This window comes from Pseudomonas sp. MYb541 (assembly GCF_037479595.1).
Taxonomy (GTDB): Bacteria; Pseudomonadota; Gammaproteobacteria; order Pseudomonadales; family Pseudomonadaceae; genus Aquipseudomonas; species Aquipseudomonas canadensis.
In genome coordinates this window covers 43,448-69,346 of sequence record NZ_JBBGYS010000040.1, presented here as the reverse complement: position 1 = coordinate 69,346, position 25,899 = coordinate 43,448, and the positions used below count along the sequence as shown (strand labels likewise).

The following is a 25,899-nucleotide window of genomic DNA, read 5'->3' as shown; positions in this document are numbered from 1 at the left end:
ATCAACGGTTGGGCTGAGGGGTGAGCCGCAGGTAAGGCTTCACCGCCCGGTAACCCTTCGGAAAGCGTTTCTTGATTTCCTCCTCGTCCTTGAGCGACGGCACGATCACCACTTCATCACCGTCCTGCCAGTTGGCGGGCGTGGCGACCTTGTGGTTGTCGGTCAGTTGCAACGAGTCGATCACCCGCAAGATTTCGTGGAAATTGCGCCCGGTGCTGGCCGGGTAGGTGATGGTCAGGCGGATCTTCTTGTTCGGGTCGATCACGAACAAGGAGCGCACGGTGAGCGTGTCACTGGCGTTGGGGTGAATCAGGTCGTAGAGGTCGGACACCTTGCGATCGGCGTCGGCCAGGATCGGGAAGTTGACGATGGTGTTCTGGGTTTCGTTGATGTCTTCGATCCACTTGTGGTGCGAATCCACCGGGTCGACCGACAGGGCGATGGCCTTGACGCCACGCTGGGCGAATTCGTCCTTGAGCTTGGCAGTGAAGCCCAGCTCGGTGGTGCACACCGGGGTGAAGTCCGCCGGGTGGGAAAACAGCACACCCCAGCTATCGCCCAGCCATTCGTGGAAACGAATTTTGCCGGCGCTGGAATCCTGTTCGAAGTCGGGGGCGATATCGCCCAGTCTTAGGCTCATGGTGTGGCTCCTGGTGAGTGCTTATGGAGCCCACTGTGCATGGATTGTGGATTATTTAAAAAGAATAAATATCGATTTATCTAGACGATAAAGGAATATTAAAAATCTGTTCATTGGACGTATTCGAAGGCGAGGAGCACCATCGTTTCCAAGGTTCGAGAAGGCCTTGAGACGCTGTACACAGAGGGGTTCAGGAAGGGCTTGCGGGGGTTTAGCCCGACTTGAAAGCAAGACACCTTGCCCGGTGTTGCACCGGGCAAGGTTTTGCATACTTACAACAGCGGGATCGAGTAGCTGACGATCAGACGGTTTTCATCTTGATCACGCGCGCCAGCAATGTCGGTGCGCCACATGGCGTTTTTCCAAGCTACGCCGAGGTTTTTCAGCGGACCTTCTGGGATCACGTAGGCAACAGTGATGTCACGTTCCCATTCGGACTGGCCGTTGAACTGGGTACGAGAAGCGGTGTTGGCTACGGTGTCGATGTCGCTACCTTTAAGGTAGACAACGCCGGCAGTCAGACCAGGAACGCCAACTTTGGCGAAGTCATAAGCGTAGCGAGCTTGCCAGGTACGTTCGCCGGCACGGGCAAACTTCTGGATCTGCATGTCAGTGGTCAGGTAAGCCGAAGAGCCATCACCCTGGTTCAACCAAGGGAAGTCGCTACTACCGTTACTGACTTGATAACCACCACCGAAGGTGTGACCCGCAACGGTGTACAGGAACAGGCCGCTGTACAGATTGTTGTCGACCTTGCCCTTACCAGCGCGGAAGCCTTGGTAGTTACCGGTAGTGAAGTAAGCCGACTCGTTACCGTTGGCACCGTCATCAGAGCTGTTGAAGTAACGCAGGTCAGACTTCAAGACACCAGGGCCGATAGCCCAGTTGTGGGTCAGACCCAGGAAGTGCTGCTTGTAGAAGTCTTCCAGGTTGCCGTAGTAGTACTGGGCAGTCAGGTCTTTGGTGATTTTGTAGTCACCACCGGCGTAGATGAACTTGTTGCTGTCGCGCCAGGTAGCACCACGGCTGTTCGCACCCGCCAACGAAAGGCTTTCGTTGCTGCTGGAGTTACGGCCTTTGGCTTTCTCAATCTGACCGCCGACCAGCGTCAGGTCCTTGATATCGTTGGTAGTGATCTGGCCACCCTGGAAGGTCTGTGGCAACAGACGACCATCGTTGGTGATGATCACAGGCAACTTAGGCTGCAGGGTACCCAGCTTCAGTTCTGTCTGAGAGATCTTGGCCTTGGCCGTCAGCCCCAGGCTGGAGTAGTCATTGACGGCTTTGCCGTTATGCTCGCTTGGGAAGATGGTGCCGCCGTAGGAGCCTGGGTTGGCGCCGCTTGGCTTAGTCGCGCCGTTTGTGCCGCCGCCCGAATCAAGGCGAACGCCCAACAGGCCGATCGCATCAACGCCGAAACCAACAGTACCTTGGGTGTAACCGGAGATGAAACGCAGATCGAAGCCTTGGCCCCATTCTTCGTTCTTGTTCGCGCCGGTACCGTTACGGTTGTCGGTGTTGATGTAAAAGTTACGCAGCCCCAGTGTTGCCTTGCTGTCTTCGATAAAACCGGCAGCGCCTGCTTGCTGAGCGATTGCGCCCAGGGCTACAGCCAGTGCCAAGGTGGACTTCTTCATGTACCGCTCCTCTCATTTCTAATTTTTGTATTTCTTTGGTCTCGGGTCTGACGCCCTCGATCCACAGATGCGCGATTAGCGCCAGATAGTGACTACCAAGTCAATCGTAACCTTGTGTGTCTACTACCTTCGTCTAATCGCAGTTGATTTGGTCCCTGCAGGGTAATGAGTTTTTCATACACCCAAAAAGAATTGTTTCATTCTTTTTCATACGATTCGGGAATAAGGCTTTCCATGATGCGGACAAGTCAGGGTAGACAAACCGCTCCATAAGCTAATTCCTAAAGGGTATTTGTTAGCGCTTTTTTAGATCGATTAGTGTGGCCGTACTGTTGCATACGTCACCCACGATCAAAAAGGCGACGCCATCATGGCCAAACGCACATCCTCCCGTCAATTTGTTACAGTTTTTGTGTCACTAATACTTTCTTTTGGTGTCAAAGCCGCCGATTTAACCATCGGCTACCAAACCGGCATTGACCCCAGCAAAGTCCCACAGGCCGACGGCGTCTATGAGAAGGCCATCGGTGAAAAAATCGCCTGGCGCCGGTTCAACAGTGGGCCGGAAGTCGTAACTGCTATCGCCTCAGGCGATGTGCAGATTGGCAACCTCGGTTCCAGCCCCCTCGCGGCAGCGGCTTCTCGCAATCTACCCATCGTCGCGTTCATCGTATCGGCCCAGATCAATACTTCTGAAGCATTGGTGGTGCGTAACGGCAGCCACATTGACGCACCCAAGGATCTGATCGGCAAAACCATCGCCACGCCATTTGTCTCAACCTCGCATTACAGCCTGCTCGGTGCGCTGAAGCACTGGGGACTGGACACCAGGCAAGTCAAGGTGGTGAACCTGCAACCGGCAGAAATTGCCGCCGCGTGGAAACGCGGCGATATCGACGGCGCATTCGTGTGGTCGCCGGCCCTGGGCGAAATCCGCAAGACCGGCAAGACCCTGACAGACGCGGCCCAGGTGGGTCAGTGGGGCGCACCGACCTTTGAAGTATGGGTGGCGCGTAAGGATTTCGCGGAAAAACATCCTGACGTAGTGGCCAAGTTTGCCAAGGTCACCCTGGATTCGTTTGCCGAGTATGCGACCCATAAGGACGGTTGGACGGTGGACTCCGAGCCGGTGCAGAAAATCGCGAAACTGACAGGTTCAAATGCTGCGGACATTCCTGAACTGTTGGCTGGTACGACATTCCCGGATGCGCAGGCACAGCAAACTGACGCGCTGCTAAAGGGCGGCACGGCGAAGGCGATTGGGGAGACGGCGAAGTTCTTGAAGGAACAGGGGAAGGTTGAGGCAGTGTTGCCAGACTATTCAGCGTACGTGACCGATAAATTCGTCAAGCCCTGACCCTGTAGGAGCCGGCTTACCGGCGATGCTAGCGACTCGGTCTTGCAAATAACCGAGGTGATGCAATCGCAGGCAAGCCAGCTCCCACAAGAGCCAGCCTTGCGTTAAGTCAGAGAGCCTTCTCGAAAATCTTCGAATTACGCTGATAGTTGTACAGCGACGCCCGCGCCGACGGCAGACGATCCACGCTACTCGGCACAAACCCCCGCTCACGGAACCAGTGGGCGGTGCGGGTGGTGAGCACAAACAAAGTCTTCAACCCCTGCGCACGAGCGCGGGCCTGGATGCGCTCCAACAACACATCGCCCCGCGCGCCATGACGGTATTCCGGATTCACCGCCAGGCACGCCAGCTCACCTGCGTCCGAATCTGCAATCTGGTACAGCGCCGCACAGGCGATGATCATGCCTTCGCGCTCCACCACACTGAACTGTTCGATCTCACGCTCCAGCACTTCCCGCGAACGGCGCACCAGGATGCCCTGCTCTTCCAACGGGCTGATCAGGTCGAGCAAGCCGCCCACGTCTTCAATCGCCGCTTCACGCACCTGCTCAAATTGTTCCTGGGCCACCAGCGTACCGCCGCCGTCCCGGGTGAACAGTTCGGTAAGCAAGGCACCGTCTTCGGCGTAGCTGACAATATGACTGCGCCCTACCCCACCCCGGCACGCTTCGGCAGCCGCATCGAGCAATTCAGCCTGATAGTTACTGTTGCCCAAGCGCTGCAAGTGAGCCGGCACTTGTTGGGGGCGCAGTTCGCGCACCAGGCGACCGTTTTCATCGAGCAGGCCCATGTCGGCACCGAACAGCAGCAGCTTGTCGGCACCCAGGTCGATGGCGGCGCGGGTGGCGACGTCTTCGCAGGCCAGGTTGAAGATTTCACCGGTCGGCGAGTAGCCCAACGGCGACAGCAGCACGATGGAGCGCTCGTCCAGCAGGCGGTTGATGCCCTTGCGGTCGACACGGCGCACTTCGCCGGTGTGGTGGTAGTCCACGCCGTCCAATACACCGATGGGGCGTGCGGTCACGAAATTACCGCTGGTTACACGCAAGCGCGAGCCCTGCATCGGCGACGAGGCCATGTCCATCGACAGGCGCGCTTCAATGGCGATGCGCAGGTGGCCGACCGCGTCGATCACACACTCCAGCGTCGCCGCGTCAGTGATGCGCATGCCTTCGTGATAAGTCGGGATCAGGCCACGCGCTTCAAGGCGCACTTCGATCTGTGGCCGCGAACCGTGGACCAACACCAAGCGCACGCCCAGGCTGTGCAGCAGCACCAGGTCGTGGACGATATTGCCGAAGTTGGGATGTTCCACACCATCGCCGGGCAGCATGACCACAAAGGTGCAGTCGCGGTGGGCGTTGATGTAAGGGGACGCGTGACGAAGCCAATTAACGTAGTCGGGCATAACACCTGGGCCTGTAATAAAAAGCAGCCGAAAAAGGATGAATCGTGAAAGCGCACAGCGGGCTGATGGTTATCGTCGGAACAGGCTTGGCGACACGCTCACTCTCCTTTCTATGTACGAACAGGTTGGGGTTAATTTATGCAGGTTTCAGGCAATAATGGTCGATCAGTTCCCGCAATAGACGCACTGTAGGCGTCAAGCGTGACATTTCGAGGTACTCGCCGGGTTGGTGAGCGCAGGCGATGTCGCCAGGGCCGAGCACCAGGGTTTCACACCCAAGGCGCTGAAGATAAGGCGCTTCGGTGCCGAACGCTACTGCTTCGGCACGATGGCCAGTCAATCGTTCCGCGACCCGCACCAGTTCGGCATCTTCGGGCTGCTCGAAAGGCGGCACTTCGGGGAACAGCGGCGCGTAATCGATCTTGACCTGATGGCGTTCGGCCAAGGGGACGAGCTTTTGCCGGATGGCGTCGCGCAGCACTTGCGGGTCCATGCCGGGCAGAGGGCGCAGGTCGAACTCCAGGGAACACTGGCCGCAGATGCGGTTGGGGTTGTCGCCGCCGTGGATGCAGCCGAAGTTCAGGGTCGGTTGCGGCACGCTGAATTGCGGGTTGCGGTATTCGCGCTGCCAGGCCAGGCGCAAGCCGCGCAGTTCGCCAATGGCATCGTGCATGGCTTCGAGGGCGCTGTGCCCAAGGCTGGGATCCGACGAATGGCCGCTTTGGCCAAGAATGTCGATGCGTTCCATCATTACGCCTTTGTGCAGACGGATCGGCTTGAGCCCGGTTGGCTCGCCAATCACCGCTGCGCGGCCCAACGGGCGCCCTGCCTCTGCCAATGCGCGAGCGCCGGACATGGAGCTTTCTTCATCGCAGGTCGCGAGAATCAGCAGCGGCTGCTTGAACGGCTGATCCAACAACGGCAGCACCGCCTCGATGGCCAGGGCGAAAAAGCCTTTCATGTCGCAACTGCCCAGTCCTACCCAACGACCGTCGACTTCCGTCAGCTTGAGCGGATCGGTCTTCCACAACGCGGCGTCATAGGGAACGGTATCGCTATGGCCTGCCAGCACCAGCCCGCCGGGGCCGCTGCCGTAACTGGCCAGGAGGTTGAACTTGCCGGGGCTGACTTGTTGGATGTCGATGGCGAAACCCAGGTCGCCCAGCCAACTGGCGAGCAAATCGATCACCCGGGCGGTTGGTCTGGTCGAGAGACGCCTGGGTACAACTGACCGACGGCGCGGCAATCAGCGCGGCGAACTGCTCTTTCATGGACGGTAATGGCATGCGCGGCCTCTCGACTTCCCGGATGAGCCCCACTATAGAGCCATCTGCACGACACAATAAACCGTTGCGGCACGTTGCCGGGCTCAGTCCTGTACACTGCACGACCTTGGCAGCCACTCTTTTCCCCGGCTGCGCTCCCGATCCTGGATGTACCGGCCATGCAAAAAGAAACTGAAATCAAGCTTCGCGTCAGCCGCGAGACCCTCGCCGCGCTGCGTGAGCACCCGCTGCTGAAAAAACGCAACAAAAGTGGCTGGGAACGCCGTGAGTTGATGAACCAGTATTTCGACACCCCCGAGCGCGACCTGGCCCAGGCCAAAGTCGCCCTGCGCCTGCGCAAGGACGGTGACGACATCATCCAGACTCTCAAGACCCGTGGCCAGAGCGTCGCCGGCTTGTCGGAACGTAACGAATACAATTGGGAATTGCCCAAAGCCAAGCTCGACGTGAAAAAACTCGACGGCGAATGCTGGCCCGAGCAACTGGCCGAGCTGGACAAAAAGACCCTCAAGCCGATCTTCACCACCGACTTCGTGCGTGAACGCGCCGAAATCGCCTGGGGCCGTGGCAAGACCAAGGTGGTCATCGAAGCTGCCCTGGACCTGGGCCACGTGGTAGTCGGCAAGCAGAAAGAAGAAATCTGCGAGCTGGAACTGGAACTGCGCGAAGGCGAGCCGGCTGCACTGCTGGAGCTGGCCGCCGAACTGGCCGCCACCCTGGCCCTGATGCCGTGCGATATCAGCAAGGCCGAGCGTGGCTACCGCCTGTACGACGCCAGCAGCTACTCCCTGAGCCTGCCGGCGCCGCAGATCCACGCCGAAATGCCGCTGGACGATGCCTTCGCCGCGATCATGTGGCACCTGCTGGGCAGCAGCCAACGCCTGGCCGAGCAATACCGCTTCAATGGCCACTGGCGCCTGCTGCAAGACTGGGTCGACAACCTCGGCGAACTACGCGCCTTGGTCGGCAGCCTCGGCCAGGCTGCACCACGTCAATCCACCAGCGAACTGCGCAGCGCACTGGATGCCCTGCTGGAAGACTGGCGCCCACTGGTGCAAGCCGGTGACGACGACGAAGACATCCGCAAAGCCGCGCCGGAACAGTTCGCCGAAGAACTGGAAGACGTGCGCTGGGGCCTGTTCTCACTGAACGCTTCGCGCTGGCTGCTGGCCCGTACCTGGACCGCCGACCGCAACGTGCGTGGCAACCGCCAGGGCGCTGCACAAATCACCAACTGGTTGCCACGCCTGCTGGCCGAAGACGCCGTCGCCCTGCAACTGCCGCGCTACCAGCAACAGCCGGAAGACCTGGCCGAGCAACTGCCGCGCATCGAACGCATCCAGGCCTGGCTGCACCATGCGCGTCATGTGGTGGACATCCCGGAACTGGACCGTCTGTACGGCGAGCTCAACAAGTTGGCACAACTGGCTAACCAGCCGATTACCGATGAGTCGCTGGATGCGCGGATGCATCAGGCGATTGCGGTGTACCAGAACCGTGCGTGGAAGACGCTGCTGCGTCTGTAAAATCGCTACCTCCAGCCTGTCAGCGCAACACTGGCAGGCTGGTGGTGGACTTGATCTCCGACAACGCCACAATCGAATTGACCTCCTGAATCCCCGGCACCATCGACAACTTCTCGAAGAAAAACCGCTCGTACGCCTCGATGTCCGAGGTGACGATACGCAATAGAAAATCCACCGCCCCCATCAGCACATAACACTCCAGCACTTCCGGAAACCCGCGAATCGCGTCGGTGAACTCGGTGAAGTTGGAGCGGCCGTGGGCGTTGAGTTTGACCTCGGCAAAGATCTGCGTGTTGAGGCCGATCTTCTTGCGGTCCAGTAACGTCACCTGGCCGCGAATCACCCCCTCTTCCTTGAGACGTTGAATACGCCGCCAGCACGGTGACTGGGATAAGCCGACCTGCTCGGCGATCTGAGCACTGGACAGCGAGGCGTCCTCTTGCAGCAAGGCCAGGATGCGGCGGTCGTAGGCGTCCAACTCACTGTGCATATAAATACCCTGAATGGTGCTTATCTTGAATTGATCAATTCGATTAATCCTGAAACAGCCTCATCTTAGATAAGAAATCTCCGTTGGCGAATGTAAAAATTTCTACAGTCGAATCTGGAGCTTTCCCATGCACGCCGTTGAAACCACCCACCCTGTTACCCGCGTCGATGCGTGGGCCGTCACCAGCGTTCATTGCCAGGCGCATTACCGGATCGTTGCCGAGGCGGACCCCGATGTTTTGTGCCGGGTCCTCAACTATTTCGCGCTGCAATTCCTCACGCCGCGACAGGTCATGGTGAACCGGGAAGGTGACCTGCTGAATATCGACATCATGATGGACGGCCTGAGCTGGCACCGCGCGCAAGTGATCGGTGAAAAAATTCGAAACCTGATCAGCGTGTGCACGCTGGATATGTGGTCGGCCGACTCCATGGGGCCTCAAGCGGTGGCGGCGGTCGCCCAGTAAAAGCCTGCAATACACGCTGGGAGGCAGATATTCAGGGGCTGGCTAGCCTGGGATTTACACCCACTGCCACCCAGGAAAACCTTCATGCCGGTTGATCAACGATTGGAACTGCATCTGCTGTTGCCGGCTTTGGTCGAAGGGCGGCTGATCACGCCTGAACTCGCCCACCGCTTGTCGGCGCTGCCGGCCAGCAATACCCAGCATCCACTAGAGAGCATCGCAGCCCAAGGCGCATGCCTGGAAACCCTTACCGAATGGCTCGCTCAGCAGGCCAGGCAACCTTATCTGCGCATCGACCCGTTGAAGATCGACGTGGCGACAGTGGTGCCGCTGATGTCCCACGCATTCGCCCAGCGCCACGCCATCCTCGCGGTGGCGGTGGATGCGCAAACCGTTACCATCGCCAGCGCCCAGCCCCATGTCACGAGTTGGGAAGCCGGGCTTGCGCAGGTGCTCAAGCGCTCGATCAAACGCGTGGTCGCCAATCCCCAGGATATTACGCGCTGTATCGATGAGTTCTACCGACTGGCGAAATCCGTCAGCAGCGCCGATCAAAAGGTCACGGCGCCTGGCCATGTCGACCTGCTCAACCTTGGCGCCAGCGACCAGGAACCGGATGCCAACGACGCGCACATCGTTAATATCGTCGATTGGCTGCTGCAGTACGCGTTCGCCCAGCGCGCCAGTGATATCCATGTCGAACCCTGCCGTGAACAAGGGCGTGTGCGGTTTCGCATCGACGGGCTGCTGCACGACGTCTATCAATTTCCGCCCCAGGTGACGATGGCCGTCGTCAGCCGCCTGAAAAGCCTGGGTCGCATGAACGTGGCAGAAAAACGCAGGCCCCAGGACGGACGGGTCAAGACCAAAAGCCCGGCGGGCGCGGAAGTTGAGCTGCGCCTTTCCACCTTGCCCACGGCGTTTGGCGAGAAGCTGGTAATGCGGATTTTCGACCCGCAGGTCCTGCTCAAGGGCTTTGACCAGCTGGGTTTGTCGGCTGATGACCAGCAACGCTGGCAATCCATGACGCGCCAGACCCACGGCATCATCCTGGTGACCGGCCCGACCGGTTCGGGCAAGACCAGCACGCTCTACACCACGCTCAGGCAACTGGCGACCCGGGAGGTCAACCTATGCACCGTGGAAGACCCGATCGAAATGGTCGAGCCGGCGTTCAACCAGATGCAGGTGCAGCACAACATCGACCTGACCTTCGCCAGCGGCATCCGCGCCCTGCTGCGCCAGGACCCGGACATCATCATGATCGGCGAGATCCGCGACCAGGAGACCGCCGAAATGGCGATCCAGGCCGCACTGACCGGGCATCTGGTGCTGTCGACCCTGCATACCAACGACGCACCCAGCGCCATCAGCCGTTTGCAAGAACTGGGCATTGCTCACTATTTGATCAAGGCCACGTTATTGGGGGTGATGGCGCAGCGGTTGGTGCGGGTTCTGTGTCCTCACTGCAAGCGGACGCTGGGTGAGGTCCATGAGGCGGTCGGATGCGTGGAATGTCGACACAGCGGTTATCGGGGCCGAGCGGGTGTTTACGAAATCATGGTGCTGAACCAAGCGCTCAAGATGCTGATCACACCCGGCGCCGATGTACAGGCCTTGCGCCAGGCGGCGATTGCCCAAGGCATGTGCAGCCTGCGCATGGCTGGCCTGCATAAGGTCGAGACGGGGCTGACCACGATGGCGGAAGTATTACGAGTGACACCTGGGGATTCGGTAACAAATCCTTTGTTTGATGAGCAGTGAAACCGTTCTTATCGGTGACAACACCGTTACAATCGGCCCAACGTCGTTTCACTGACACATTCAGATAGGGAATCGCTATGCAGATCGGAACCGTACTGCTTCTTTTCGTGGGCTTGGCCATCGCCATCCTGTTCATGGGCTTCAAGGTCGTCCCCCAGGGCTACCAGTGGACAGTCGAGCGTTTCGGCCGCTACACCAACACCCTCAAGCCTGGCCTGAACATCATCATCCCGGTCATGGACCGCATCGGTCGCAAGATCAACGTGATGGAAAGCGTGCTGGATATCCCGCCCCAGGAAGTCATCACCGCCGACAACGCCACCGTGCAGATCGACGCCGTGTGCTTCTTCCAGGTGGTCAACACCGCCCAGGCCGCGTACGAGGTCAACAACCTCGAACACGCCATCCGCAACTTGCTGCAAACCAACATCCGTACCGTGCTCGGTTCCATGGAGCTGGATGCCATGCTCAGCCAGCGTGACGGCATCAACGAAAAACTCCTGAAAACCGTGGACGAAGCCACCGCACCGTGGGGCATCAAGATCACCCGTATCGAGATCAAGGACATCAGCCCGCCTGCCGACCTGATGGCCGCCATGTCGGGCCAGATGAAAGCCGAACGCATCAAGCGTGCGCAAATCCTTGAAGCTGAAGGCCTGCGAGCGTCGGCAATCCTGACCGCCGAAGGCAAGAAGCAGGCGCAGATCCTGGAGGCCGAAGGTAGCCGACAGGCGGCATTCCTTGAGTCCGAAGCCCGTGAGCGTCAGGCCGAAGCCGAAGCCCGCGCGACCCAGGTGGTGTCGGAAGCGATTGCGTCGGGCAACGTGCAGGCGGTCAATTACTTTGTCGCGCAGAAATACATCGATGCGCTGGGCAAGCTGGCATCGGCCAACAACAGCAAGGTCATCCTGATGCCGCTGGAAGCCAGCCAGGTGATCGGTGCGGTCGGCGGTATCGGCGAAATCGTCAAGGCAACGTTCGACAACAAGAAAGGCTGAGGCCAGCGCCATGTGGGATTTCCTGCAGCATCTGTCGTTTTGGGATTGGCTGGCGCTGGGTACGGTCCTGTTGATTCTTGAAGTATTCGGCGCCGGTGGTTACCTGCTGTGGATGGGCATCGCCGCGGCAGCCGTGGGCGTGATCAAGTTCCTGGTGCCGCCTTTAGGGCTGGAGTGGCAACTTCTGTTGTTTGCCGTGTTGTCGATCCTGACAGCCGTGTATTGGTGGAAGCGCCAGCGCAGCAGTGCCAAAGCCAGCGACCAGCCGGGCCTCAACGAACGCGGTTCGGAACTGATCGGCCGCACCTTCATGGTGCATCAAGCGATTGTGGATGGCCGGGGCAAGGTAAAAGTCGGTGACGGCGTGTGGATGGTGACGGGTCCAGACAGTCCCGTAGGCGCTCAAGTCCGGGTGGTTGGCCAGGATGGCGTGGTGTTAAGGGTTGAAACTGTTTAGTCAGTGATGGAACTCGGTTGGGTTAACTACAATCATAAAGTACAGATAACCCACCCGGAGTCACCCATCATGCGTCTCAAATATGCTGTCGCAACCCTTGCTGTGCTTTCCCTCCCAGTCGGTTCAGCCATGGCCGACAGTTTCTGGCGCAATGTCATCTCGTCGGGCGCCACCACCGGCTCGACGTACCTGACCTTCAAGGACCATAAGCTGGTGGTCGCCGCGCAAGACGACGCAGGCAGCTTTGTTGCCAGCGACGGCGGCATCCGTGGCCCGTACCTGGAAGCCGCCATGCAGAAAGTCCGCGCCGACAACCCTGGCCTGCAAGCCACGGACATGGAACTGGCCAACGCCATCCTCGCGAAAAACGCCGTTACCGAATAACTCGGGTTTAGTAAAAAATACCGCTTTGAACAGCGGTATTTTTTTGTCTTCAATTCCTACGATCATCGCGGCTGAGCACTACGTAAGCATTCCTGCTTTCAAAGCTGACTACAGATAAGTCCTGTCGAGCCTCATCCTGCCAGGCAACAAGCTAAAGATTCCTTTTTAAATAAAGCGAATCACTGCCCATGCACAAGATTGCCTACGCACTGCTGCTCTCTTTCTTTGCTACCGCCTACGCCCAGGCAGAAAGCTGGTACGGATCAGCCAAATTCAACAGCTCCCGCCAGAACCTCTCCAGTTCACTGCTCACCAGCCCTCGTGTGACTGAACGGGTGGACGCGCCGGATAGCAGCAAGTCATCCGTGGCCTCTTTCGCCGCTGGTTACGCCTTTGAGAATGGCTGGCGCGTGGAAGGGGAATACACAATGCCGAACAACTCGACATTCAAATCCTACTGGGCCCCCTTTAATGCCAACGTCAACAGCCTGCACGTCCAGAGCCAACGCTTGATGCTCAATGGCTATAAAGACATCCCTATAAACCAGTGGCTGTCGTTTTACAGTATGGCCGGTGTGGGTGTCGCTCGCATTGAAGCCGAAGGCTATCAAACCAACGAGACCCGTCGCTTTGCCAATAATCGCCAACACAACTTTGCCTACAGTGTAGGCATGGGGCTGGAAGCCAAGGTCAGTGAGCAAATCACACTGGGGGCTGGTTATCGTTATATCGCCATGGGCGATGTTGAAACCGGCTACAACACCTTCGCAAACCGTGTGAACGCCAGGGATGAACAACTCAAAGGCAAGCTCAAGGAACAAAATGTGTTCCTGGAAGCGCGCTACGCCTTCTAACGCCCGGTAGAGAATGCCGCTGTTGAAGCGGCATTTTTTTTGCCCGGACGGTGACGATTCATTCACAGACGACAGGCTATATTCAGTCAAGCCGTGCAACCATGCCGGTACTGATACCTCGCCTACTCATCGCCAACCTGAAACGGATGCCTTCGTCGTCATGAGCCAACAGCCCTTCCTGCCGTTCTCCAAACCCACCATTGATGAAGCCACCATCTCGGCGGTCGGCGATGTACTGCGCTCGGGCTGGATCACCAGCGGGCCGAAAGTGCAGGCATTCGAAGCTCAGCTGTCGGAATACTTTGGCGGCCGGCCGGTGCGCACCTTCAACTCGGGCACCTGCACCATGGAGATTGCCTTGCGCATTGCAGGGATCGGGCCTGGCGATGAAGTCATCACCACGCCGATCTCCTGGGTTGCCACGGCCAACGTAATCCTGGAAGTCGGCGCCACGCCGGTGTTTGCCGATATCGACCCGGTCACCCGCAACATCGACTTGGCCCAGTTGGAAGCCGCGATTACCCCGCGCACCAAGGCGATCATCCCGGTTTACCTGGCCGGCCTGCCTCTGGACATGCCGATGCTGTATGCACTGGCGAACAAGTACAACCTGCGCATCGTCGAAGACGCGGCCCAGGCACTGGGGTCGAGCTGGGATGGCGAACGCATTGGCGCCACCGGTGATTTTGTGTCGTTCAGCTTTCAGGCCAACAAGAACATCACCTCTTCCGAGGGCGGTTGCCTGGTCTTGAACAACGCCGAGGAAGCGCGGCTGGCGGAGAAGTATCGCCTGCAAGGCGTGACCCGCACTGGCTTCGATGGCTTGGATGTGGATGTGCTGGGCGGCAAATTCAACATGACCGACATCGCCGCCGCCATTGGCCTGGGGCAGTTTGCCCATATCGAGCAGATCACCGCGCATCGCCAGAACCTGGCGCGACACTATTTCAAATGCTTTGGCAGTGATTTTGAAGAGCAGTACGGCGCACAACTGCCACCGGCCGACTTCGAAAACAGCAACTGGCACCTGTTCCAACTGGTGCTGCCGGAACGCCAGGACGGCCTGCCGACCCGCGCCACCTTCATGGAGCAGATGCAGGTCCAGGGAGTCGGCATTGGCTATCACTACCCGCCGATCCACCTGCTGAGCCTTTATCGGGCACAGGGGTTCAAGGAAGGCATGTTCCCGGTGGCGGAAAAAGTCGGTCGTTTGATCGTGTCGTTGCCGATGTTCACGGCGATGACGGAGGCGGATGTGGAGCGGTCGGTAGCGGCAGTAAAGGCAGCTCTACAGCGCTGAAAGCACATTGCGGGAGCCGGACAACCGGCTCCCGCAACAGGATCACTCGCCGATGGCGGTTTTGTAGCCGGCAGCATCCAGCAGTTTTTCCAGATCAGCCGGGTTGCTTGGCTTGAGCTTGAAGATCCACGCGCCGTACGGGTCGGAGTTCAGCAGCTCAGGGCTACCGCTCAGTTCCTCGTTGACTGCAATCACTTCGCCGGCAACCGGGGCGTAGATATCCGAAGCAGCCTTCACCGACTCAACCACACCCGCCTGGCCTTCGGCTTCAAACGTAGCGCCGACTTCAGCCAACTCAACAAACACCACATCACCCAACGCTTCCTGAGCATGGTCGGAGATACCGACGGTCACGGTGCCGTCAGCTTCCAGGCGTGCCCATTCGTGGCTTTCGGCAAAACGCAGGTCGGCAGGGATATCGCTCATAATCTGTGTCCTCAAGAAGTAATGTCAGCGGCCATTGGCCTGCCGGAAATAGGTTAGATCAAGGTTTTGCCATGGCGCACGAAGGTCGGTTTGACCACTCGAACCGGGTACCACTTGCCGCGGATTTCCACTTCGGCCCGATCAGCGGTTGCCGTCGGTACTCGCGCCAGGGCAATGGATTTGCTCAGCGTAGGAGAGAAACTACCACTGGTGATCTCCCCTTCGCCAATATTGGCGATACGAACCACCTGGTGAGCGCGTAAAACCCCACGCTCTTCCAGTACCAGCCCGACCAGTTTGAACTGCACACCCGCCGTTTTTTCCGCCTCCAGCGCGGCGCGGCCGATGAAATTGCGCTCGGCCGGCTCCCAGGCAATGCTCCAGGCCATGTTCGATGCCAACGGCGAAACCTCCTGATGGATGTCCTGGCCGTAGAGGTTCATACCGGCTTCCAGGCGCAGAGTATCGCGAGCACCGAGGCCAATGGGGGAAATACCGGCGCCTACCAAATCGTTGAAAAAGCCTGGCGCCTGATCAGCCGGCAGGACAATCTCCAGGCCATCTTCGCCGGTGTAACCCGTGCGTGCGATAAACCAATCGCCATCGGCCTGGCCTTCGAAAGGCTTGAGCTGGTGAATCAGCGTGCTGCGAGACTGCGTGACCAACTCGGCGATCTTCTGCCGGGCGTGGGGGCCTTGGATGGCGAGCATGGCCAACTCAGGGCGTTCATGCAGCTGCACCTGGTAATTGTCCAGTTGCGCGTGCATCCAGGCCATGTCTTGGTCACGGGTAGCAGCATTCACCACCAGCCGATAAGCGGCTTCCGTGCGGTAGACAATCATGTCGTCCACCACGCCGCCCTTTTCGTTGAGCATGGCGCTGTACAACGCACGGCCGCAGCCATGCAGACGTTCGACATCATTGGCCAGCAGGTACTGGAGCCATTCCTTGGCCTGGGGGCCGGTGACATCGATCACGGTCATATGAGATACATCGAACACCCCGCAGTCGCGTCGCACCTGATGGTGTTCTTCAACTTGCGAGCCGTAGTGCAGAGGCATATCCCAACCGCCAAAATCGACCATTTTCGCGCCGAGGGCGAGATGCAGGTCATACAGAGGCGTACGCTGTCCCATGGGTTTCTCCTTCCGGGCGTGGCGAAGGTGCGCGGAGCTACTGTTCGTGCTGAGCGCCTTGAATTACAAGGCCTGCAGCCACGCCCAGCGACCCGCTCCGAAAGACGAAGCGCACCGAATGCCGCGCATTGTAGCCGCAAGCTGTAGGACTGGCACCTAACCGATTTGCCGGGCGGAGCGTCGAATCAGCCCGATCACCGGCAACAGGCCGACCAGCACCAGTGTCAACGCGGGCAGAGAAGCCCGTGCCCATTCGCCTTCACTGGTCATTTCAAAGATCCGCACCGCCAGCGTGTCCCAGCCGAACGGGCGCATCAGCAGGGTCGCGGGCATTTCCTTGAGCACATCGACGAAGACCAACAGCGCTGCGCTCAAGGTCCCCGGCAGCAGCAACGGCAGATACACTTTGCAAAACAGTCGTGGGCCGCTGACGCCAAGGCTGCGCGCTGCCTCCGGCAACGAGGGCCGGATGCGCGCCAGGCTGTTTTCCAGCGGCCCATAGGCCACCGCCAGGAATCGCACCAGATACGCCAGCACCAGCGCCGACAGGCTACCCAGCAGCAATGGCTTGCCCGCGCCGCCGAGCCAGCCGGACAACGGCACCACCAGTTCACGGTCCAGATAGCTGAACGCCAACATGATCGACACCGCCAGCACCGAACCCGGCAAGGCATAACCGACATTGGCCAGGCTAATGCCGGAGCGGATCGCCCGCGTCGGTGCCAGCCGATTGGCGAAGGCCAGCACCAGCGCCACACTGACCGTGATCAAGGCGGCGATCCCGCCCAGATAAAGCGTGTGAGCTATCAAGCCGGAGTAGCGCTCATCCAGATCGAAGCGACCGCGCTGCCAGAACCAGGCGACCAGTTGCAGCATCGGGATGACAAAAGCGCAGGCGAACACCAGCCCACACCAACCACTGGCCGCCGCCGCCTTGAACCCGCGCAGGTGATACAGCGCCTTGCCCCGTGGCCGCTCGTTGCTCGGTCGGCTGGCGCCCCGTGCGCGGCGCTCGCCATACAACACCAGCGTTACCACCAGCAGCAACAGGCTGGCCAACTGGGCGGCGCTGGACAGGCTGAAAAAGCCGTACCAGGTCTTGTAGATGGCAGTGGTAAAGGTATCGAAGTTGAACACCGAGACCGCACCGAAATCCGCCAGGGTTTCCATCAATGCCAGGGCCACCCCGGCCCCAATCGCTGGCCGCGCCATGGGCAGGGCCACATGCCAGAACGCTCGCCACGGCGATTGCCCCAACACCCGCGCCGCTTCCATCAGGCCTTTGCCCTGGGCCAGGAATGCGCTGCGCGCCAGGAGGTAAACGTAGGGGTAGAACACCAGCACCAACACGATGATCACACCGCTGGTGGAACGCACCCGTGGCAGCCTCAAGCCGCTGCCGAACCATTCACGCAGCAGGGTTTGCACCGGGCCGGAGAAATCCAGCAAGCCGACAAACACAAAAGCCAGGACGTACGCAGGAATGGCAAATGGCAGCATCAACGCCCAGTCGAGCCAACGCCGACCGGGGAATTCGCAGAGGCTGGTCAGCCAGGCCAGGCTCACGCCCAGCAGGGTCACGCCGACACCGACACCCAACACCAGAGTCAGGGTGTTGCCCAGCAGGCGCGGCATCTGGGTTTCCCAGAGGTGGGACCAGATTTGTGCGTCGATACTTTGCCAGGACAGCAACAACACGCTCAGCGGCAGCAGCACCAGGGCGGCGACGGTGAAGACCGGCAGGTACCAGCGGCGTTGGGCGGGGTGGGCCAAAGTCAGTTCTCAGTGAGTGAATAGCTTGAAAACACCACAATCGAATCTGGGAGGGGGCTGCTGCGCAGCCCAGCGCGGGGCAAGCCCGCTCACCACAGCAAGCCCCCTCCCACATTTTGACCTGTAGTGTGTCAGTTCCAGCCAGCTCGATCCATCAACCGGATCGCCTCAGCCTGGCGCTTGCCCGCCACTTCCACCGGCAAGGTGTCCGCCACGAACTTGCCCCAACTCGCCACTTCGGCCGACGGCTGTACCGCCGGATTGGCCGGGAATTCCTGGTTCACGTCGGCAAAGATCTTCTGCGCCTCAGGCGTGGTCATCCACTCCACCAGCGCCTTGGCGGCTTCCGGGTGCGGAGCGTGTTGAGTCAGGCCGATGCCCGACAGGTTCACGTGCACACCACGGTCGCCCTGGTTCGGCCAGAACAGTTTTACCGCCAGGTCCGGCTTCTGTTTGTGCAGGCGGCCATAGTAGTAGGTGTTGACGATGCCCACGTCGCATTGCCCGGCGTTAATGGCCTCCAGCACGGCGATGTCATCGGAGAACACGTCGGTGGACAGGTTGTTCACCCAACCCTTGACGATCTCTTCGGTCTTGGCCGCGCCATGGGTTTCGATCAGGGTGGCGGTCAGCGACTGGTTGTAGACCTTTTTCGCCGTGCGCAGGCACAGGCGGCCTTCCCACTGCTTGTCGGCCAAGGCTTCGTAGGTGGTGAGGTCACCCGGTTTTACCCGGTCGGTGGAATAGGCGATGGTCCGCGCGCGCAGGCTCAGGCCGGTCCAGGTGTGTTTGGAAGAGCGGTATTGCAGGGGGATGTTTTTGTCGATCACCGGGGAGGTGAACGGTTGCAGGATGCCCATTTGCTCAGCCTGCCAGAGGTTGCCGGCATCGACGGTGAGCAGCAAGTCGGCGGTGGCGTTTTCGCCCTCGGCCTTGATGCGCTGCATCAGCGGGGCTTCCTTGTCGGTGATGAACTTCACCTGCACGCCGGTTTTTTTGGTGTAGGCATCGAACACCGGCTTGATCAGTTCGTCGATGCGCGAGGAGTAGACCACCACTTCGTCGGCGGCCTGCACGGTGGTGCTGCCGATCAGGGTGAGTGCCAGGGCAGTCAGGAGGCGCTTGGGTGCCAACATGGGTGCGGTCTCTCATTTGCAAAAAGTGGGCAAATGATAAGGACTCACATTTGGTAGCGCTCGATGGAGGCGTTACCAGATGTTGCATGGCCGGGATTTGCAGTGCGGCTTATGGCCTCATCGCGGACAAGCCCAGCTCACACAGGGATCGTATTTCAATGTCAGGGCTTGGCCAGCTCCGGCAGATCCCCGCTCAGCCCGAGCGCCTGGCGCACAAACACGGCCTTGGCTTCGGGCATTTGGTCGACCATCTTCAATCCGGCATTACGCAACCAGCGCAGCGGCAGTTGATCGGCCTGGAACAGTCGCTCAAACCCTTCCATTGCCGCCATCAATGCCAGGTTATGCGGCATGCGTCGACGCTCGTAGCGGCTCAACACCTTCACATCGGCCAGGCGCTCGCCGCGCTCGGTTGCCGACAACAAGACTTCAGCCAATGTCGCCGCATCCAGGAAACCCAGGTTCACACCCTGCCCCGCCAAGGGATGGATGACGTGAGCCGCGTCGCCAATCAACGCCAGGCCTTCGGCCACATAGCGCTTGGCGTGGCGCTGGCGCAGTGGCACGCAGACGCGCGGGTCGGCGCTCAGCACCGTACCGAGCCGCCCTTCGAAGGCGCGCTCCAGCTCACGGCAGAAGCTTGCATCATCCAGGGCCATCAGGCGCTCGGACTCAGCAGGCGTGGTCGACCAGACGATCGAACACCAATCCTCCTGACCATCGCGCACCAGCGGTAAGAACGCCAGTGGGCCGGTGTCGGTAAAGCGTTGCCACGCAGTGCGCTGGTGCGGCTGGCTGCTGCGCACGCTGGTGACGATGGCGTTATGCAGGTAATCCCATTCGCGGGTCGCGGTGCCGGTCAAGCGGCGCACGGCGGAGTTGGCGCCATCGGCAGCCACCACCAGCGGCGCGCGCAACGTGCGGCCGTCAGCCAGGGTCAGCAGCCAGTCATCGCCGGAACGGCGCATCTGTTCCAGGCGCGCATTGGCCAACAGGCCAAGGTCGCAGTCGTGCAGACGGTCGAGCAGCGCATCCTGCACCACGCGGTTCTCGACGATATGCCCCAGCACCTCGGCATGCACGCTGGCGGCCGAAAAGTGAATCTGACCGGTGCCGCTGCCGTCCCACACCTGCATCTCGCCGTAAGGGCTGGCGCGGCGCGACACGATGCCGTCCCACACGCCCAGGCGCTCGAGGATGCGCTGGCTGGCGGCCGACAAGGCGCTCACGCGGGGTTCGAATGCGGCCTCGCGGTCAAACGGCTTGACGCTCAGTGGGCTGCCGTCGAGCAGCAGCACCTGCAGGCCACTGCCCTGCAACGCCAGCGCCAGGGCGCTTCCGACCATTCCGGCCCCGACAATCAGCACATCTGCGCGCATGTCCATGCTTTAAGCCTGTCTCACTGGCGGCTTACGCCGCACGTAAAGGGTTTTATCGACCTGCGCCACCAGGGTGCCGGAGCCGTCATGAATCTGGACCTTCAGGTGGGGCAAGTACTTCTCGCCTCCTTCGGTCTGCCGGCGGACCTCATCGAGCAAGGCGTCGTCGATGGAGAACTCCGCGTACACCGGGCCTTTGCCCGGCGAAATGAAGTCGATACTCGCGGCCTTGTCCCACACGATGTAATCGCGGCCCAGGTTCTCCATCAGCATCAGCATGTAGAACGGATCAACCATCGAATACAGGCTACCGCCGAACTGCGTGCCGACATAGTTGCGGTTGTACCAGCCCAGGCCCATGCGCACTTTGACGTGACGAAAATCGGCGCTCATGTGCCGCACGCTCACTCCCGCCCCCAAGTAAGGTGGATACAAGGTCATGATCCAACGCAACAACCGCGCCTTGCCCAGGCGCTCGATCAACCACTTACGCATCGGGACGCGTGCCCAGGCCCATGGCCTGACGGGCGAACCAGCGCTTGGCCGGCGGCAGCAAGTCCAGGCCCAGCAGGCCCATGTTGCGGCCCAGGGCGACCAGCGGCTGGGCGCTGCCGAACAGGCGCGTGACCTGGTCGGAGAAGCCCACGGTGAGTTTCTGGTCCAGGCGCTGACGCTCGCGATAGCCTTGCAAGGTCGCCAGGTCACCTGGCACTTGCGGTCCGGCCAGCAAGGCCTCGGCCAGCGCATTCGCATCGCGCAGGGACAGGTTGAAGCCCTGCCCGGCAATCGGGTGCAAGCTGTGAGCGGCATTGCCGAGAATCGCCAAGTGCGAGCGCACTTGCTCCTCGGCTTCCACCAATGTCAGCGGGTACAGATGACGGGCGCCCACTTGCTTAAGCGTGCCCAGGCGGTAGCCGAACACGCCCTGCAATTCACTCAAGAAGCTGCGCTCATCGAGATTGGCCAGGCGCTGGGCGTCCATGCCGATGCGCGTCCACACCAGTGCGCAGCGGTTGTCCGGCAGCGGCAACAGGGCCATCGGGCCTTCGTCGGTGAAACGTTCGAAGGCTTCGCCGTTATGGGATTCGCTTGGCGTGATGTTGGCGATCAACGCGCTCTGGTTGTACGGGCGGGTTTTCACGCCGATGCCCAACTGCTCGCGCAAGCCGGAACGGCCACCGTCAGCCAGCACGGCGAGGTCGCATTCCAGCACGGTTTCATCATTGAGGGTCAGGCGGTAGCCGTCGGGCAGCGGCTCCATGCGTGTGACTTCGGCCGGGCAACGCCAGCTGACCACGTCTTTGTCCAGGCCCTGCCACAGGCATTGGCCCAGCCAGGCGTTCTCCACCACGTAGCCGAGGGCCGGCACGCCCTCTTCCATGGCAGACAAGCGCGCGGTGGAGAAACGCCCACGATCAGACACATGGATTTGCTTGATCGGTTCGGCGCGGCGCGAAATGTCCTGCCACAGGCCCAGGCGCTGATAAATCTGCCGGGCGCCGTAGGAGAGCGCCGAAGAACGCGCATCGTAGCTCGGCTGGTAGCTGTCGCCCGGCGCAAAGGGCTCGATCAGCACGATCTTCCAACCGCGCGCTTTGGCCCCAGCCTGCAACGCCAGCGCCAGGCTGGCGCCGACCAGGCCGCCGCCAATGATTGCCAGGTTGACCCGGCTCATCGGGCAGCCGCCATCAGCGCTTCAATTTCAGCGACGGTCTTGGGCACGCCACTGGTCAGGATTTCACAGCCTTGCTTGGTCACTACCACGTCGTCCTCGATGCGTACGCCAATGCCACGCCATTTCTTTGCCACGTTCGGGTTGTCCGGCGAAATGTAGATGCCCGGCTCCACGGTCAACGCCATGCCAACTTCCAGCACCCGCCATTCACCGCCCACTTTGTACTCGCCCACGTCATGCACATCCATGCCCAACCAGTGGCCGGCGCGGTGCATGTAGAAGGCTTTATAGGCTTCGGTGGCGATCAACTCGTCGACGTCACCCTGCAACAATCCCAGCTTCACCAACCCGGCAGTGATCACCTGCACGGTTGCCTCATGCGCCTGGTTCCAATGCTTGTCCGGGGCGATCTCGGCAAACGCGGCTTCCTGGGAAGCCAGCACAATTTCGTAGATCGCCTTCTGTTCCGGCGAAAACCTGCCATTGACCGGCCAGGTGCGGGTGATGTCGCTGGCGTAGCAGTCGATCTCACAGCCGGCGTCGATCAGCACCAGATCACCGTCCTTGAGCACCGCGTCATTCTGCTGGTAATGCAGGATGCAGCTGTTGCGCCCGGCGGCGACGATGGAGCCGTAGGCTGGCATTTTCGCGCCGCCTTTGCGGAATTCATAATCCAGCTCGGCTTCCAGGCTGAACTCATGGAGACCGGCACGGCTGGCCTGCATCGCCTTCACGTGAGCGGCGCAGGAGATTCGCGCAGCCTCGCGCATCACCTTCACTTCCGCAGCCGATTTATACAGGCGCATGTCGTGGAGCAGATGATCCAGGGCAACGAATTCGTTCGGTGGCTGGGCGCCCAGGTGGGCCTTGGAGCGGATCACGTTGATCCATTCCATCAGGTGCCGGTCGAACTCGGCATTGCTGCCCATGGCCGAGTACACCCGGTCGCGGCCTTCGATGAGGCCAGGCAGGATGTCGTCGATATCGGTGATAGGAAACGCGTCGTCGGCGCCAAAGTCACGGATCGCGCCTTCGGTGCCGGCGCGCAGGCCGTCCCACAGTTCGCGTTCGGCGTTGCGCTCGCGGCAGAACAGCACGTACTCGCCGTGCTGGCGACCGGGCATCAACACGATCACCGCTTCCGGCTCCGGGAAACCGCTCAGGTACTGGAAGTCACTGTCCTGACGGTACACGTGCTCGACATCACGGTTGCGGATCGCCACGGCGGCAGCCGGCAGGATCGCGATGCTGTTGGGTTCCATCTGCGCCATGAGCGCCTTGCGGCGTCGGGTGTATTCCGCTCGGGGGATATGGATCATGGGCAGATGGACTTCCTTTCTTAGTGCGGCGAAGGCCTTAGTGCAACGACGGTTTAAGAGCGGCGGGTTCAGCGGACTTTCGGGTCTCGGTGAACAGCAGCAACGGCGCGACGCGCAGGTATTCCATGACTTCCATGTAGTCGCCTTCGCCATCTTCGGACTCTTCCAGGGCGTCTTGCACCTGGGAGATCGCCGCCAGATCCTGCAACACTTCCTGGGCGTCGGTGCTCAGTTCCAGGCCGCCGGCGTTGACGCCGAAACCGTGGAGGAAACCCTGGCACCATTGGCCCAGGGCGGCAGCGCGCTCGGTGAGCGGCGCGTCGTCGGTCGGCAACAGCAGGACCACGGTGACGTCATCACCGGTCAGCTCGCCCTTGACCATCTCTTGCAGGCCGATCAGTGCGTTACGCACGTTCTCGGTCGGTTCGGTTTCCAGCAGCTCGGCCACGTCGGCCAGCCAGTTGTCGGCATCAAAGCCAACGCCAGTGCAGCTGCGACCCAACAGCACGCCGTGCAGTTCGGCAGGCGAGCAAGGGTGGCCGCTGGTGCTCAGCAGTTTGGAAAAAGCGTCGTACGGGGAGTTCTGAATAGGCATGGTGAGCTAGGCGCCAGACGGCGCAATGTCTAGAATGGAGCGCTGTATCCTAGCACCGGCAGACGTACCAAGACTATCAAGGGCGTCAGATCGTTTATCCTGCAGTTGCCATTCATCAGACAAATCCAGTGGAACCCAATGGAAGACACCGACCTGCAAGCGCTGATGGCCAGACTCGAATTGCTAATTACCCGGGTCGAGCAACTAAAGAGTCAAAACGGACTCCTATTAGCTCAGGAAAAGACCTGGCGCGAGGAACGCGCTCACCTCATTGAAAAAAACGAAATCGCCCGGCGTAAGGTCGAATCGATGATTTCGCGCCTGAAGGCCTTGGAGCAAGACTCATGAGTTCAAGCAATAGCGTCACCGTGCAGATCCTGGATAAAGAATATTCGATCATCTGCCCCCAGGAAGAGCGCAACAACCTGGTGAGCGCCGCCCGCTACCTGGATGGCAAGATGCGTGAAATCCGCAGCAGCGGCAAAGTGATCGGCGCCGACCGTATCGCCGTGATGGCCGCGCTGAACATTACCCACGATTTGCTGCATAAGCAGGAACGCCCTGACGTACAGGCCAGCGGCTCGACGCGTGAGCAGGTGCGTGACCTGCTGGAGCGTGTCGATCTGGTGCTTTCCAGCGATTCAGACGCACCCAAGGGCTGATTGCCGCGACTGTTTAAGGTATACTCGCCCCACTCCCTGGCGTGTTTGCCAGTCGGCGATGTCCCTGAGCCGATTCGCACTACCCTGGAAGTTGCACGTTGGGCTGGTGTGCATGTCCGCTAGACGGAAAGCCTTAAAGCCTACTGCATCTTCCACCTTGAACTTTCGGGTTCAAGGGCTAAGTCGACAGCGGCTCTGTCGGGGAGCCTGAATTCCCAAACTCAATGCCAGTCCTCGGACTGGCATTGTTTTATGAGCCGAAACCATGACCGAACCTGCGCCGCTTTCCCGTCCGCAACTTCGACGCATGTTGCGTAAAGCCCGCCGCGCCCTCACGCCGAGCGAGCAGCGCAAGGCCGCCCACGGCCTGTATCGGCAACTGGCACAGCACCCGCTGTTTCGCCGGGCCAAACATATCTCTTTGTATCTACCGACGGACGGTGAAATCGATCCGCGCCTGCTGCTGCGCGCCGCCCAGCGCCGGGGCAAGGCCACTTACCTGCCAGTGCTCAGCGCCTGGCCACGGACCAAGATGGTGTTCCAGCGCGTCAGGCCTGGGGAAAAGCTGCTGCCCAATCGTTTTCGTATCCTGGAACCCCGGGTGAACATCAACCGCCAACGCAAAGTCTGGGCGCTGGACCTGGTGCTGCTGCCGTTGGTGGGGTTCGATGATGCGGGTGGACGCCTGGGCATGGGCGGCGGGTTCTACGATCGCAGCCTGGCCTACCTGTCGCGCCGCCAGAGCTGGCGCAAGCCGACGCTACTGGGCCTGGCCCATGAATGTCAGAAGGTTGATCGGTTGGCACAGGCAAGCTGGGATGTGCCGTTGGCGGGCACCGTCACTGATAAGCATTGGTATATTGCGAAGACGCCACTGGAGTCAGCGGCGCCTTGAAGACGGGTCAGCGTTTGAACGGTTGCGGCTGCTGCTGAGCCAGTTCAACGGGCGCATCGGTCTTGTTCGACCATAAGCTTTGGGCATACCCGGTGGTCACGACGCCCAGACCAAACAAAATCACCAAAATCCATAGTAAATCCGGTTTACGTTGCATCGATTGCCCCCCTGCAGGCACCTCGTACACGATGACAACAACGTTCCAAAGTAGTCCGTTGCAGCTGCGTCAAGCTTTAAAAGCCGGCATTCTGCGGTAACGTGAACCAACACGCAAACCTTGACGCCAACCGACTGTCGGTTTGTCATCAAATTGCCTGACAACTTGCCCACTGC

The 25,899-nt window shown here is 60.1% G+C and carries 26 protein-coding genes, 1 other RNA gene and 1 pseudogene; 13 read left to right on the top strand and 15 right to left on the bottom strand.

Features of this window, described 5'->3' with window-relative positions; genetic code table 11:
* Position 1: 1 nt before the first annotated feature.
* Positions 2-640, bottom strand: coding sequence for a peroxiredoxin (locus tag WH299_RS22695; protein ID WP_016978988.1), 639 nt, complete (start codon positions 638-640; stop codon positions 2-4).
* A 272-nt stretch (positions 641-912) separates the two neighbouring features.
* Positions 913-2,277 carry an OprD family porin gene (locus WH299_RS22690; protein ID WP_123474852.1) on the bottom strand — a complete coding sequence of 455 codons (1,365 nt, stop codon included), beginning with the start codon at positions 2,275-2,277 and terminating at the stop codon, positions 913-915.
* A 370-nt stretch (positions 2,278-2,647) separates the two neighbouring features.
* Here WH299_RS22690 and tauA point away from each other — a divergent pair, with 370 nt between their 5' ends.
* Positions 2,648-3,634: a taurine ABC transporter substrate-binding protein gene (gene tauA / locus WH299_RS22685; RefSeq protein WP_123474851.1), complete on the top strand. Its 987-nt coding sequence runs from the start codon at positions 2,648-2,650 to the stop codon at positions 3,632-3,634.
* A gap of 109 nt (positions 3,635-3,743) precedes the next feature.
* Here tauA and argA read toward each other — a convergent pair whose 3' ends face one another.
* The gene (gene argA, locus WH299_RS22680) at positions 3,744-5,045 is read right to left on the bottom strand and encodes an amino-acid N-acetyltransferase (RefSeq protein ID WP_068937307.1); all 1,302 of its coding nucleotides are present in this window, start codon (positions 5,043-5,045) and stop codon (positions 3,744-3,746) included.
* Positions 5,046-5,181: 136 nt separating this feature from the next.
* A pseudogene (argE, locus tag WH299_RS22675) lies at positions 5,182-6,331 on the bottom strand (acetylornithine deacetylase).
* A gap of 158 nt (positions 6,332-6,489) precedes the next feature.
* Here argE and WH299_RS22670 point away from each other — a divergent pair.
* Complete coding sequence (locus WH299_RS22670; protein ID WP_122729760.1) at positions 6,490-7,857, top strand: CYTH domain-containing protein; 1,368 nt, start codon at positions 6,490-6,492, stop codon at positions 7,855-7,857.
* A 19-nt stretch (positions 7,858-7,876) separates the two neighbouring features.
* Here WH299_RS22670 and WH299_RS22665 read toward each other — a convergent pair whose 3' ends face one another.
* Complete coding sequence (locus WH299_RS22665; RefSeq protein WP_010207358.1) at positions 7,877-8,347, bottom strand: Lrp/AsnC family transcriptional regulator; 471 nt, start codon at positions 8,345-8,347, stop codon at positions 7,877-7,879.
* A gap of 127 nt (positions 8,348-8,474) precedes the next feature.
* Here WH299_RS22665 and WH299_RS22660 point away from each other — a divergent pair, with 127 nt between their 5' ends.
* The 7 genes from WH299_RS22660 to WH299_RS22630 all read left to right on the top strand — a co-directional run bounded on the left by WH299_RS22660 (position 8,475) and on the right by WH299_RS22630 (position 14,570).
* Entirely contained in the window at positions 8,475-8,813 is a 339-nt protein-coding gene (locus WH299_RS22660) for a hypothetical protein (RefSeq protein ID WP_339551349.1), read from the top strand.
* 84 nt (positions 8,814-8,897) lie between these two features.
* Entirely contained in the window at positions 8,898-10,577 is a 1,680-nt protein-coding gene (locus WH299_RS22655; protein ID WP_339551347.1) for a GspE/PulE family protein, read from the top strand.
* A gap of 77 nt (positions 10,578-10,654) precedes the next feature.
* A complete protein-coding gene (locus WH299_RS22650; protein ID WP_010207363.1) occupies positions 10,655-11,575 on the top strand; it encodes an SPFH domain-containing protein in 921 nt (306 codons plus the stop codon).
* A gap of 10 nt (positions 11,576-11,585) precedes the next feature.
* Positions 11,586-12,032 (top strand): NfeD family protein, encoded by a 447-nt coding sequence (locus tag WH299_RS22645; RefSeq protein ID WP_016978979.1) that lies wholly within the window; start codon positions 11,586-11,588, stop codon positions 12,030-12,032.
* Positions 12,033-12,101: 69 nt separating this feature from the next.
* Entirely contained in the window at positions 12,102-12,416 is a 315-nt protein-coding gene (locus tag WH299_RS22640) for a DUF2388 domain-containing protein (RefSeq protein ID WP_003176799.1), read from the top strand.
* Between the two features lie 188 nt (positions 12,417-12,604).
* A complete protein-coding gene (locus WH299_RS22635) occupies positions 12,605-13,270 on the top strand; it encodes an outer membrane protein (protein WP_339551346.1) in 666 nt (221 codons plus the stop codon).
* A gap of 160 nt (positions 13,271-13,430) precedes the next feature.
* Complete coding sequence (locus WH299_RS22630; RefSeq protein WP_339551344.1) at positions 13,431-14,570, top strand: DegT/DnrJ/EryC1/StrS family aminotransferase; 1,140 nt, start codon at positions 13,431-13,433, stop codon at positions 14,568-14,570.
* A gap of 42 nt (positions 14,571-14,612) precedes the next feature.
* Here WH299_RS22630 and gcvH read toward each other — a convergent pair whose 3' ends face one another.
* The 9 genes from gcvH to WH299_RS22585 form a co-directional block, all read right to left on the bottom strand.
* On the bottom strand, positions 14,613-14,996 hold the full coding sequence (gcvH, locus tag WH299_RS22625) for a glycine cleavage system protein GcvH (protein ID WP_339497877.1): 384 nt from the start codon (positions 14,994-14,996) through the stop codon (positions 14,613-14,615).
* A 53-nt stretch (positions 14,997-15,049) separates the two neighbouring features.
* The gene (gene gcvT / locus WH299_RS22620; RefSeq protein WP_339551342.1) at positions 15,050-16,132 is read right to left on the bottom strand and encodes a glycine cleavage system aminomethyltransferase GcvT; all 1,083 of its coding nucleotides are present in this window, start codon (positions 16,130-16,132) and stop codon (positions 15,050-15,052) included.
* A gap of 156 nt (positions 16,133-16,288) precedes the next feature.
* Positions 16,289-17,905 (bottom strand): ABC transporter permease, encoded by a 1,617-nt coding sequence (locus WH299_RS22615; protein ID WP_123474841.1) that lies wholly within the window; start codon positions 17,903-17,905, stop codon positions 16,289-16,291.
* Between the two features lie 131 nt (positions 17,906-18,036).
* Positions 18,037-19,041, bottom strand: a complete 1,005-nt coding sequence (locus WH299_RS22610; protein WP_122729776.1) for an extracellular solute-binding protein — start codon at positions 19,039-19,041, stop codon at positions 18,037-18,039.
* Between the two features lie 161 nt (positions 19,042-19,202).
* Positions 19,203-20,420, bottom strand: coding sequence for a 2-octaprenyl-3-methyl-6-methoxy-1,4-benzoquinol hydroxylase (locus tag WH299_RS22605; RefSeq protein WP_164393881.1), 1,218 nt, complete (start codon positions 20,418-20,420; stop codon positions 19,203-19,205).
* Between the two features lie 9 nt (positions 20,421-20,429).
* The gene (locus WH299_RS22600) at positions 20,430-20,915 is read right to left on the bottom strand and encodes a DUF4442 domain-containing protein (RefSeq protein ID WP_028618390.1); all 486 of its coding nucleotides are present in this window, start codon (positions 20,913-20,915) and stop codon (positions 20,430-20,432) included.
* Entirely contained in the window at positions 20,908-22,095 is a 1,188-nt protein-coding gene (gene ubiH, locus WH299_RS22595; RefSeq protein ID WP_068931510.1) for a 2-octaprenyl-6-methoxyphenyl hydroxylase, read from the bottom strand. The genes WH299_RS22600 and ubiH overlap by 8 nt, the downstream gene beginning before the upstream one ends.
* Positions 22,092-23,414, bottom strand: coding sequence for a Xaa-Pro aminopeptidase (pepP, locus tag WH299_RS22590; protein WP_339551341.1), 1,323 nt, complete (start codon positions 23,412-23,414; stop codon positions 22,092-22,094). Before pepP ends, ubiH begins: the two co-directional genes overlap by 4 nt.
* Before the next feature lie 37 nt (positions 23,415-23,451).
* Positions 23,452-24,009: a YecA/YgfB family protein gene (locus WH299_RS22585; RefSeq protein WP_126569479.1), complete on the bottom strand. Its 558-nt coding sequence runs from the start codon at positions 24,007-24,009 to the stop codon at positions 23,452-23,454.
* 138 nt (positions 24,010-24,147) lie between these two features.
* Here WH299_RS22585 and WH299_RS22580 point away from each other — a divergent pair, with 138 nt between their 5' ends.
* From WH299_RS22580 to WH299_RS22565, 4 genes are all read left to right on the top strand, one after another.
* On the top strand, positions 24,148-24,357 hold the full coding sequence (locus tag WH299_RS22580) for a TIGR02449 family protein (RefSeq protein ID WP_007982902.1): 210 nt from the start codon (positions 24,148-24,150) through the stop codon (positions 24,355-24,357).
* Positions 24,354-24,671: a cell division protein ZapA gene (locus WH299_RS22575; RefSeq protein ID WP_003176812.1), complete on the top strand. Its 318-nt coding sequence runs from the start codon at positions 24,354-24,356 to the stop codon at positions 24,669-24,671. The genes WH299_RS22580 and WH299_RS22575 overlap by 4 nt, the downstream gene beginning before the upstream one ends.
* A gap of 30 nt (positions 24,672-24,701) precedes the next feature.
* A non-coding RNA gene (gene ssrS, locus WH299_RS22570) (6S RNA) lies at positions 24,702-24,880 on the top strand.
* Between the two features lie 56 nt (positions 24,881-24,936).
* Entirely contained in the window at positions 24,937-25,566 is a 630-nt protein-coding gene (locus tag WH299_RS22565) for a 5-formyltetrahydrofolate cyclo-ligase (RefSeq protein WP_122729784.1), read from the top strand.
* Positions 25,567-25,573: 7 nt separating this feature from the next.
* Here the strand turns inward: WH299_RS22565 and WH299_RS22560 are convergent, their stop codons facing one another.
* Complete coding sequence (locus WH299_RS22560) at positions 25,574-25,723, bottom strand: hypothetical protein (RefSeq protein WP_010207387.1); 150 nt, start codon at positions 25,721-25,723, stop codon at positions 25,574-25,576.
* Positions 25,724-25,899: the final 176 nt, after the last annotated feature.

What these genes read in the sequence shown, in the direction of transcription:
- tauA (WP_123474851.1), top strand. Translation starts at nt 2,648, where the DNA reads ATGGCCAAACGCACATCCTCCCGTCAATTTGTTACAGTTTTTGTGTCA.
- WH299_RS22640 (WP_003176799.1), top strand. Translation starts at nt 12,102, where the DNA reads ATGCGTCTCAAATATGCTGTCGCAACCCTTGCTGTGCTTTCCCTCCCA.
- argA (WP_068937307.1), bottom strand. Translation starts at nt 5,045, where the DNA reads ATGCCCGACTACGTTAATTGGCTTCGTCACGCGTCCCCTTACATCAAC.
- WH299_RS22575 (WP_003176812.1), top strand. Translation starts at nt 24,354, where the DNA reads ATGAGTTCAAGCAATAGCGTCACCGTGCAGATCCTGGATAAAGAATAT.
- ubiH (WP_068931510.1), bottom strand. Translation starts at nt 22,095, where the DNA reads ATGAGCCGGGTCAACCTGGCAATCATTGGCGGCGGCCTGGTCGGCGCC.
- gcvH (WP_339497877.1), bottom strand. Translation starts at nt 14,996, where the DNA reads ATGAGCGATATCCCTGCCGACCTGCGTTTTGCCGAAAGCCACGAATGG.
- WH299_RS22690 (WP_123474852.1), bottom strand. Translation starts at nt 2,277, where the DNA reads ATGAAGAAGTCCACCTTGGCACTGGCTGTAGCCCTGGGCGCAATCGCT.
- WH299_RS22650 (WP_010207363.1), top strand. Translation starts at nt 10,655, where the DNA reads ATGCAGATCGGAACCGTACTGCTTCTTTTCGTGGGCTTGGCCATCGCC.
- WH299_RS22665 (WP_010207358.1), bottom strand. Translation starts at nt 8,347, where the DNA reads ATGCACAGTGAGTTGGACGCCTACGACCGCCGCATCCTGGCCTTGCTG.
- WH299_RS22695 (WP_016978988.1), bottom strand. Translation starts at nt 640, where the DNA reads ATGAGCCTAAGACTGGGCGATATCGCCCCCGACTTCGAACAGGATTCC.
- WH299_RS22605 (WP_164393881.1), bottom strand. Translation starts at nt 20,420, where the DNA reads ATGCGCGCAGATGTGCTGATTGTCGGGGCCGGAATGGTCGGAAGCGCC.
- WH299_RS22670 (WP_122729760.1), top strand. Translation starts at nt 6,490, where the DNA reads ATGCAAAAAGAAACTGAAATCAAGCTTCGCGTCAGCCGCGAGACCCTC.
- WH299_RS22600 (WP_028618390.1), bottom strand. Translation starts at nt 20,915, where the DNA reads ATGCGTAAGTGGTTGATCGAGCGCCTGGGCAAGGCGCGGTTGTTGCGT.
- WH299_RS22635 (WP_339551346.1), top strand. Translation starts at nt 12,605, where the DNA reads ATGCACAAGATTGCCTACGCACTGCTGCTCTCTTTCTTTGCTACCGCC.
- WH299_RS22645 (WP_016978979.1), top strand. Translation starts at nt 11,586, where the DNA reads ATGTGGGATTTCCTGCAGCATCTGTCGTTTTGGGATTGGCTGGCGCTG.
- WH299_RS22655 (WP_339551347.1), top strand. Translation starts at nt 8,898, where the DNA reads ATGCCGGTTGATCAACGATTGGAACTGCATCTGCTGTTGCCGGCTTTG.
- WH299_RS22660 (WP_339551349.1), top strand. Translation starts at nt 8,475, where the DNA reads ATGCACGCCGTTGAAACCACCCACCCTGTTACCCGCGTCGATGCGTGG.
- WH299_RS22565 (WP_122729784.1), top strand. Translation starts at nt 24,937, where the DNA reads ATGACCGAACCTGCGCCGCTTTCCCGTCCGCAACTTCGACGCATGTTG.
- WH299_RS22580 (WP_007982902.1), top strand. Translation starts at nt 24,148, where the DNA reads ATGGAAGACACCGACCTGCAAGCGCTGATGGCCAGACTCGAATTGCTA.
- pepP (WP_339551341.1), bottom strand. Translation starts at nt 23,414, where the DNA reads ATGATCCATATCCCCCGAGCGGAATACACCCGACGCCGCAAGGCGCTC.
- WH299_RS22610 (WP_122729776.1), bottom strand. Translation starts at nt 19,041, where the DNA reads ATGTTGGCACCCAAGCGCCTCCTGACTGCCCTGGCACTCACCCTGATC.
- gcvT (WP_339551342.1), bottom strand. Translation starts at nt 16,132, where the DNA reads ATGGGACAGCGTACGCCTCTGTATGACCTGCATCTCGCCCTCGGCGCG.
- WH299_RS22630 (WP_339551344.1), top strand. Translation starts at nt 13,431, where the DNA reads ATGAGCCAACAGCCCTTCCTGCCGTTCTCCAAACCCACCATTGATGAA.
- WH299_RS22585 (WP_126569479.1), bottom strand. Translation starts at nt 24,009, where the DNA reads ATGCCTATTCAGAACTCCCCGTACGACGCTTTTTCCAAACTGCTGAGC.
- WH299_RS22560 (WP_010207387.1), bottom strand. Translation starts at nt 25,723, where the DNA reads ATGCAACGTAAACCGGATTTACTATGGATTTTGGTGATTTTGTTTGGT.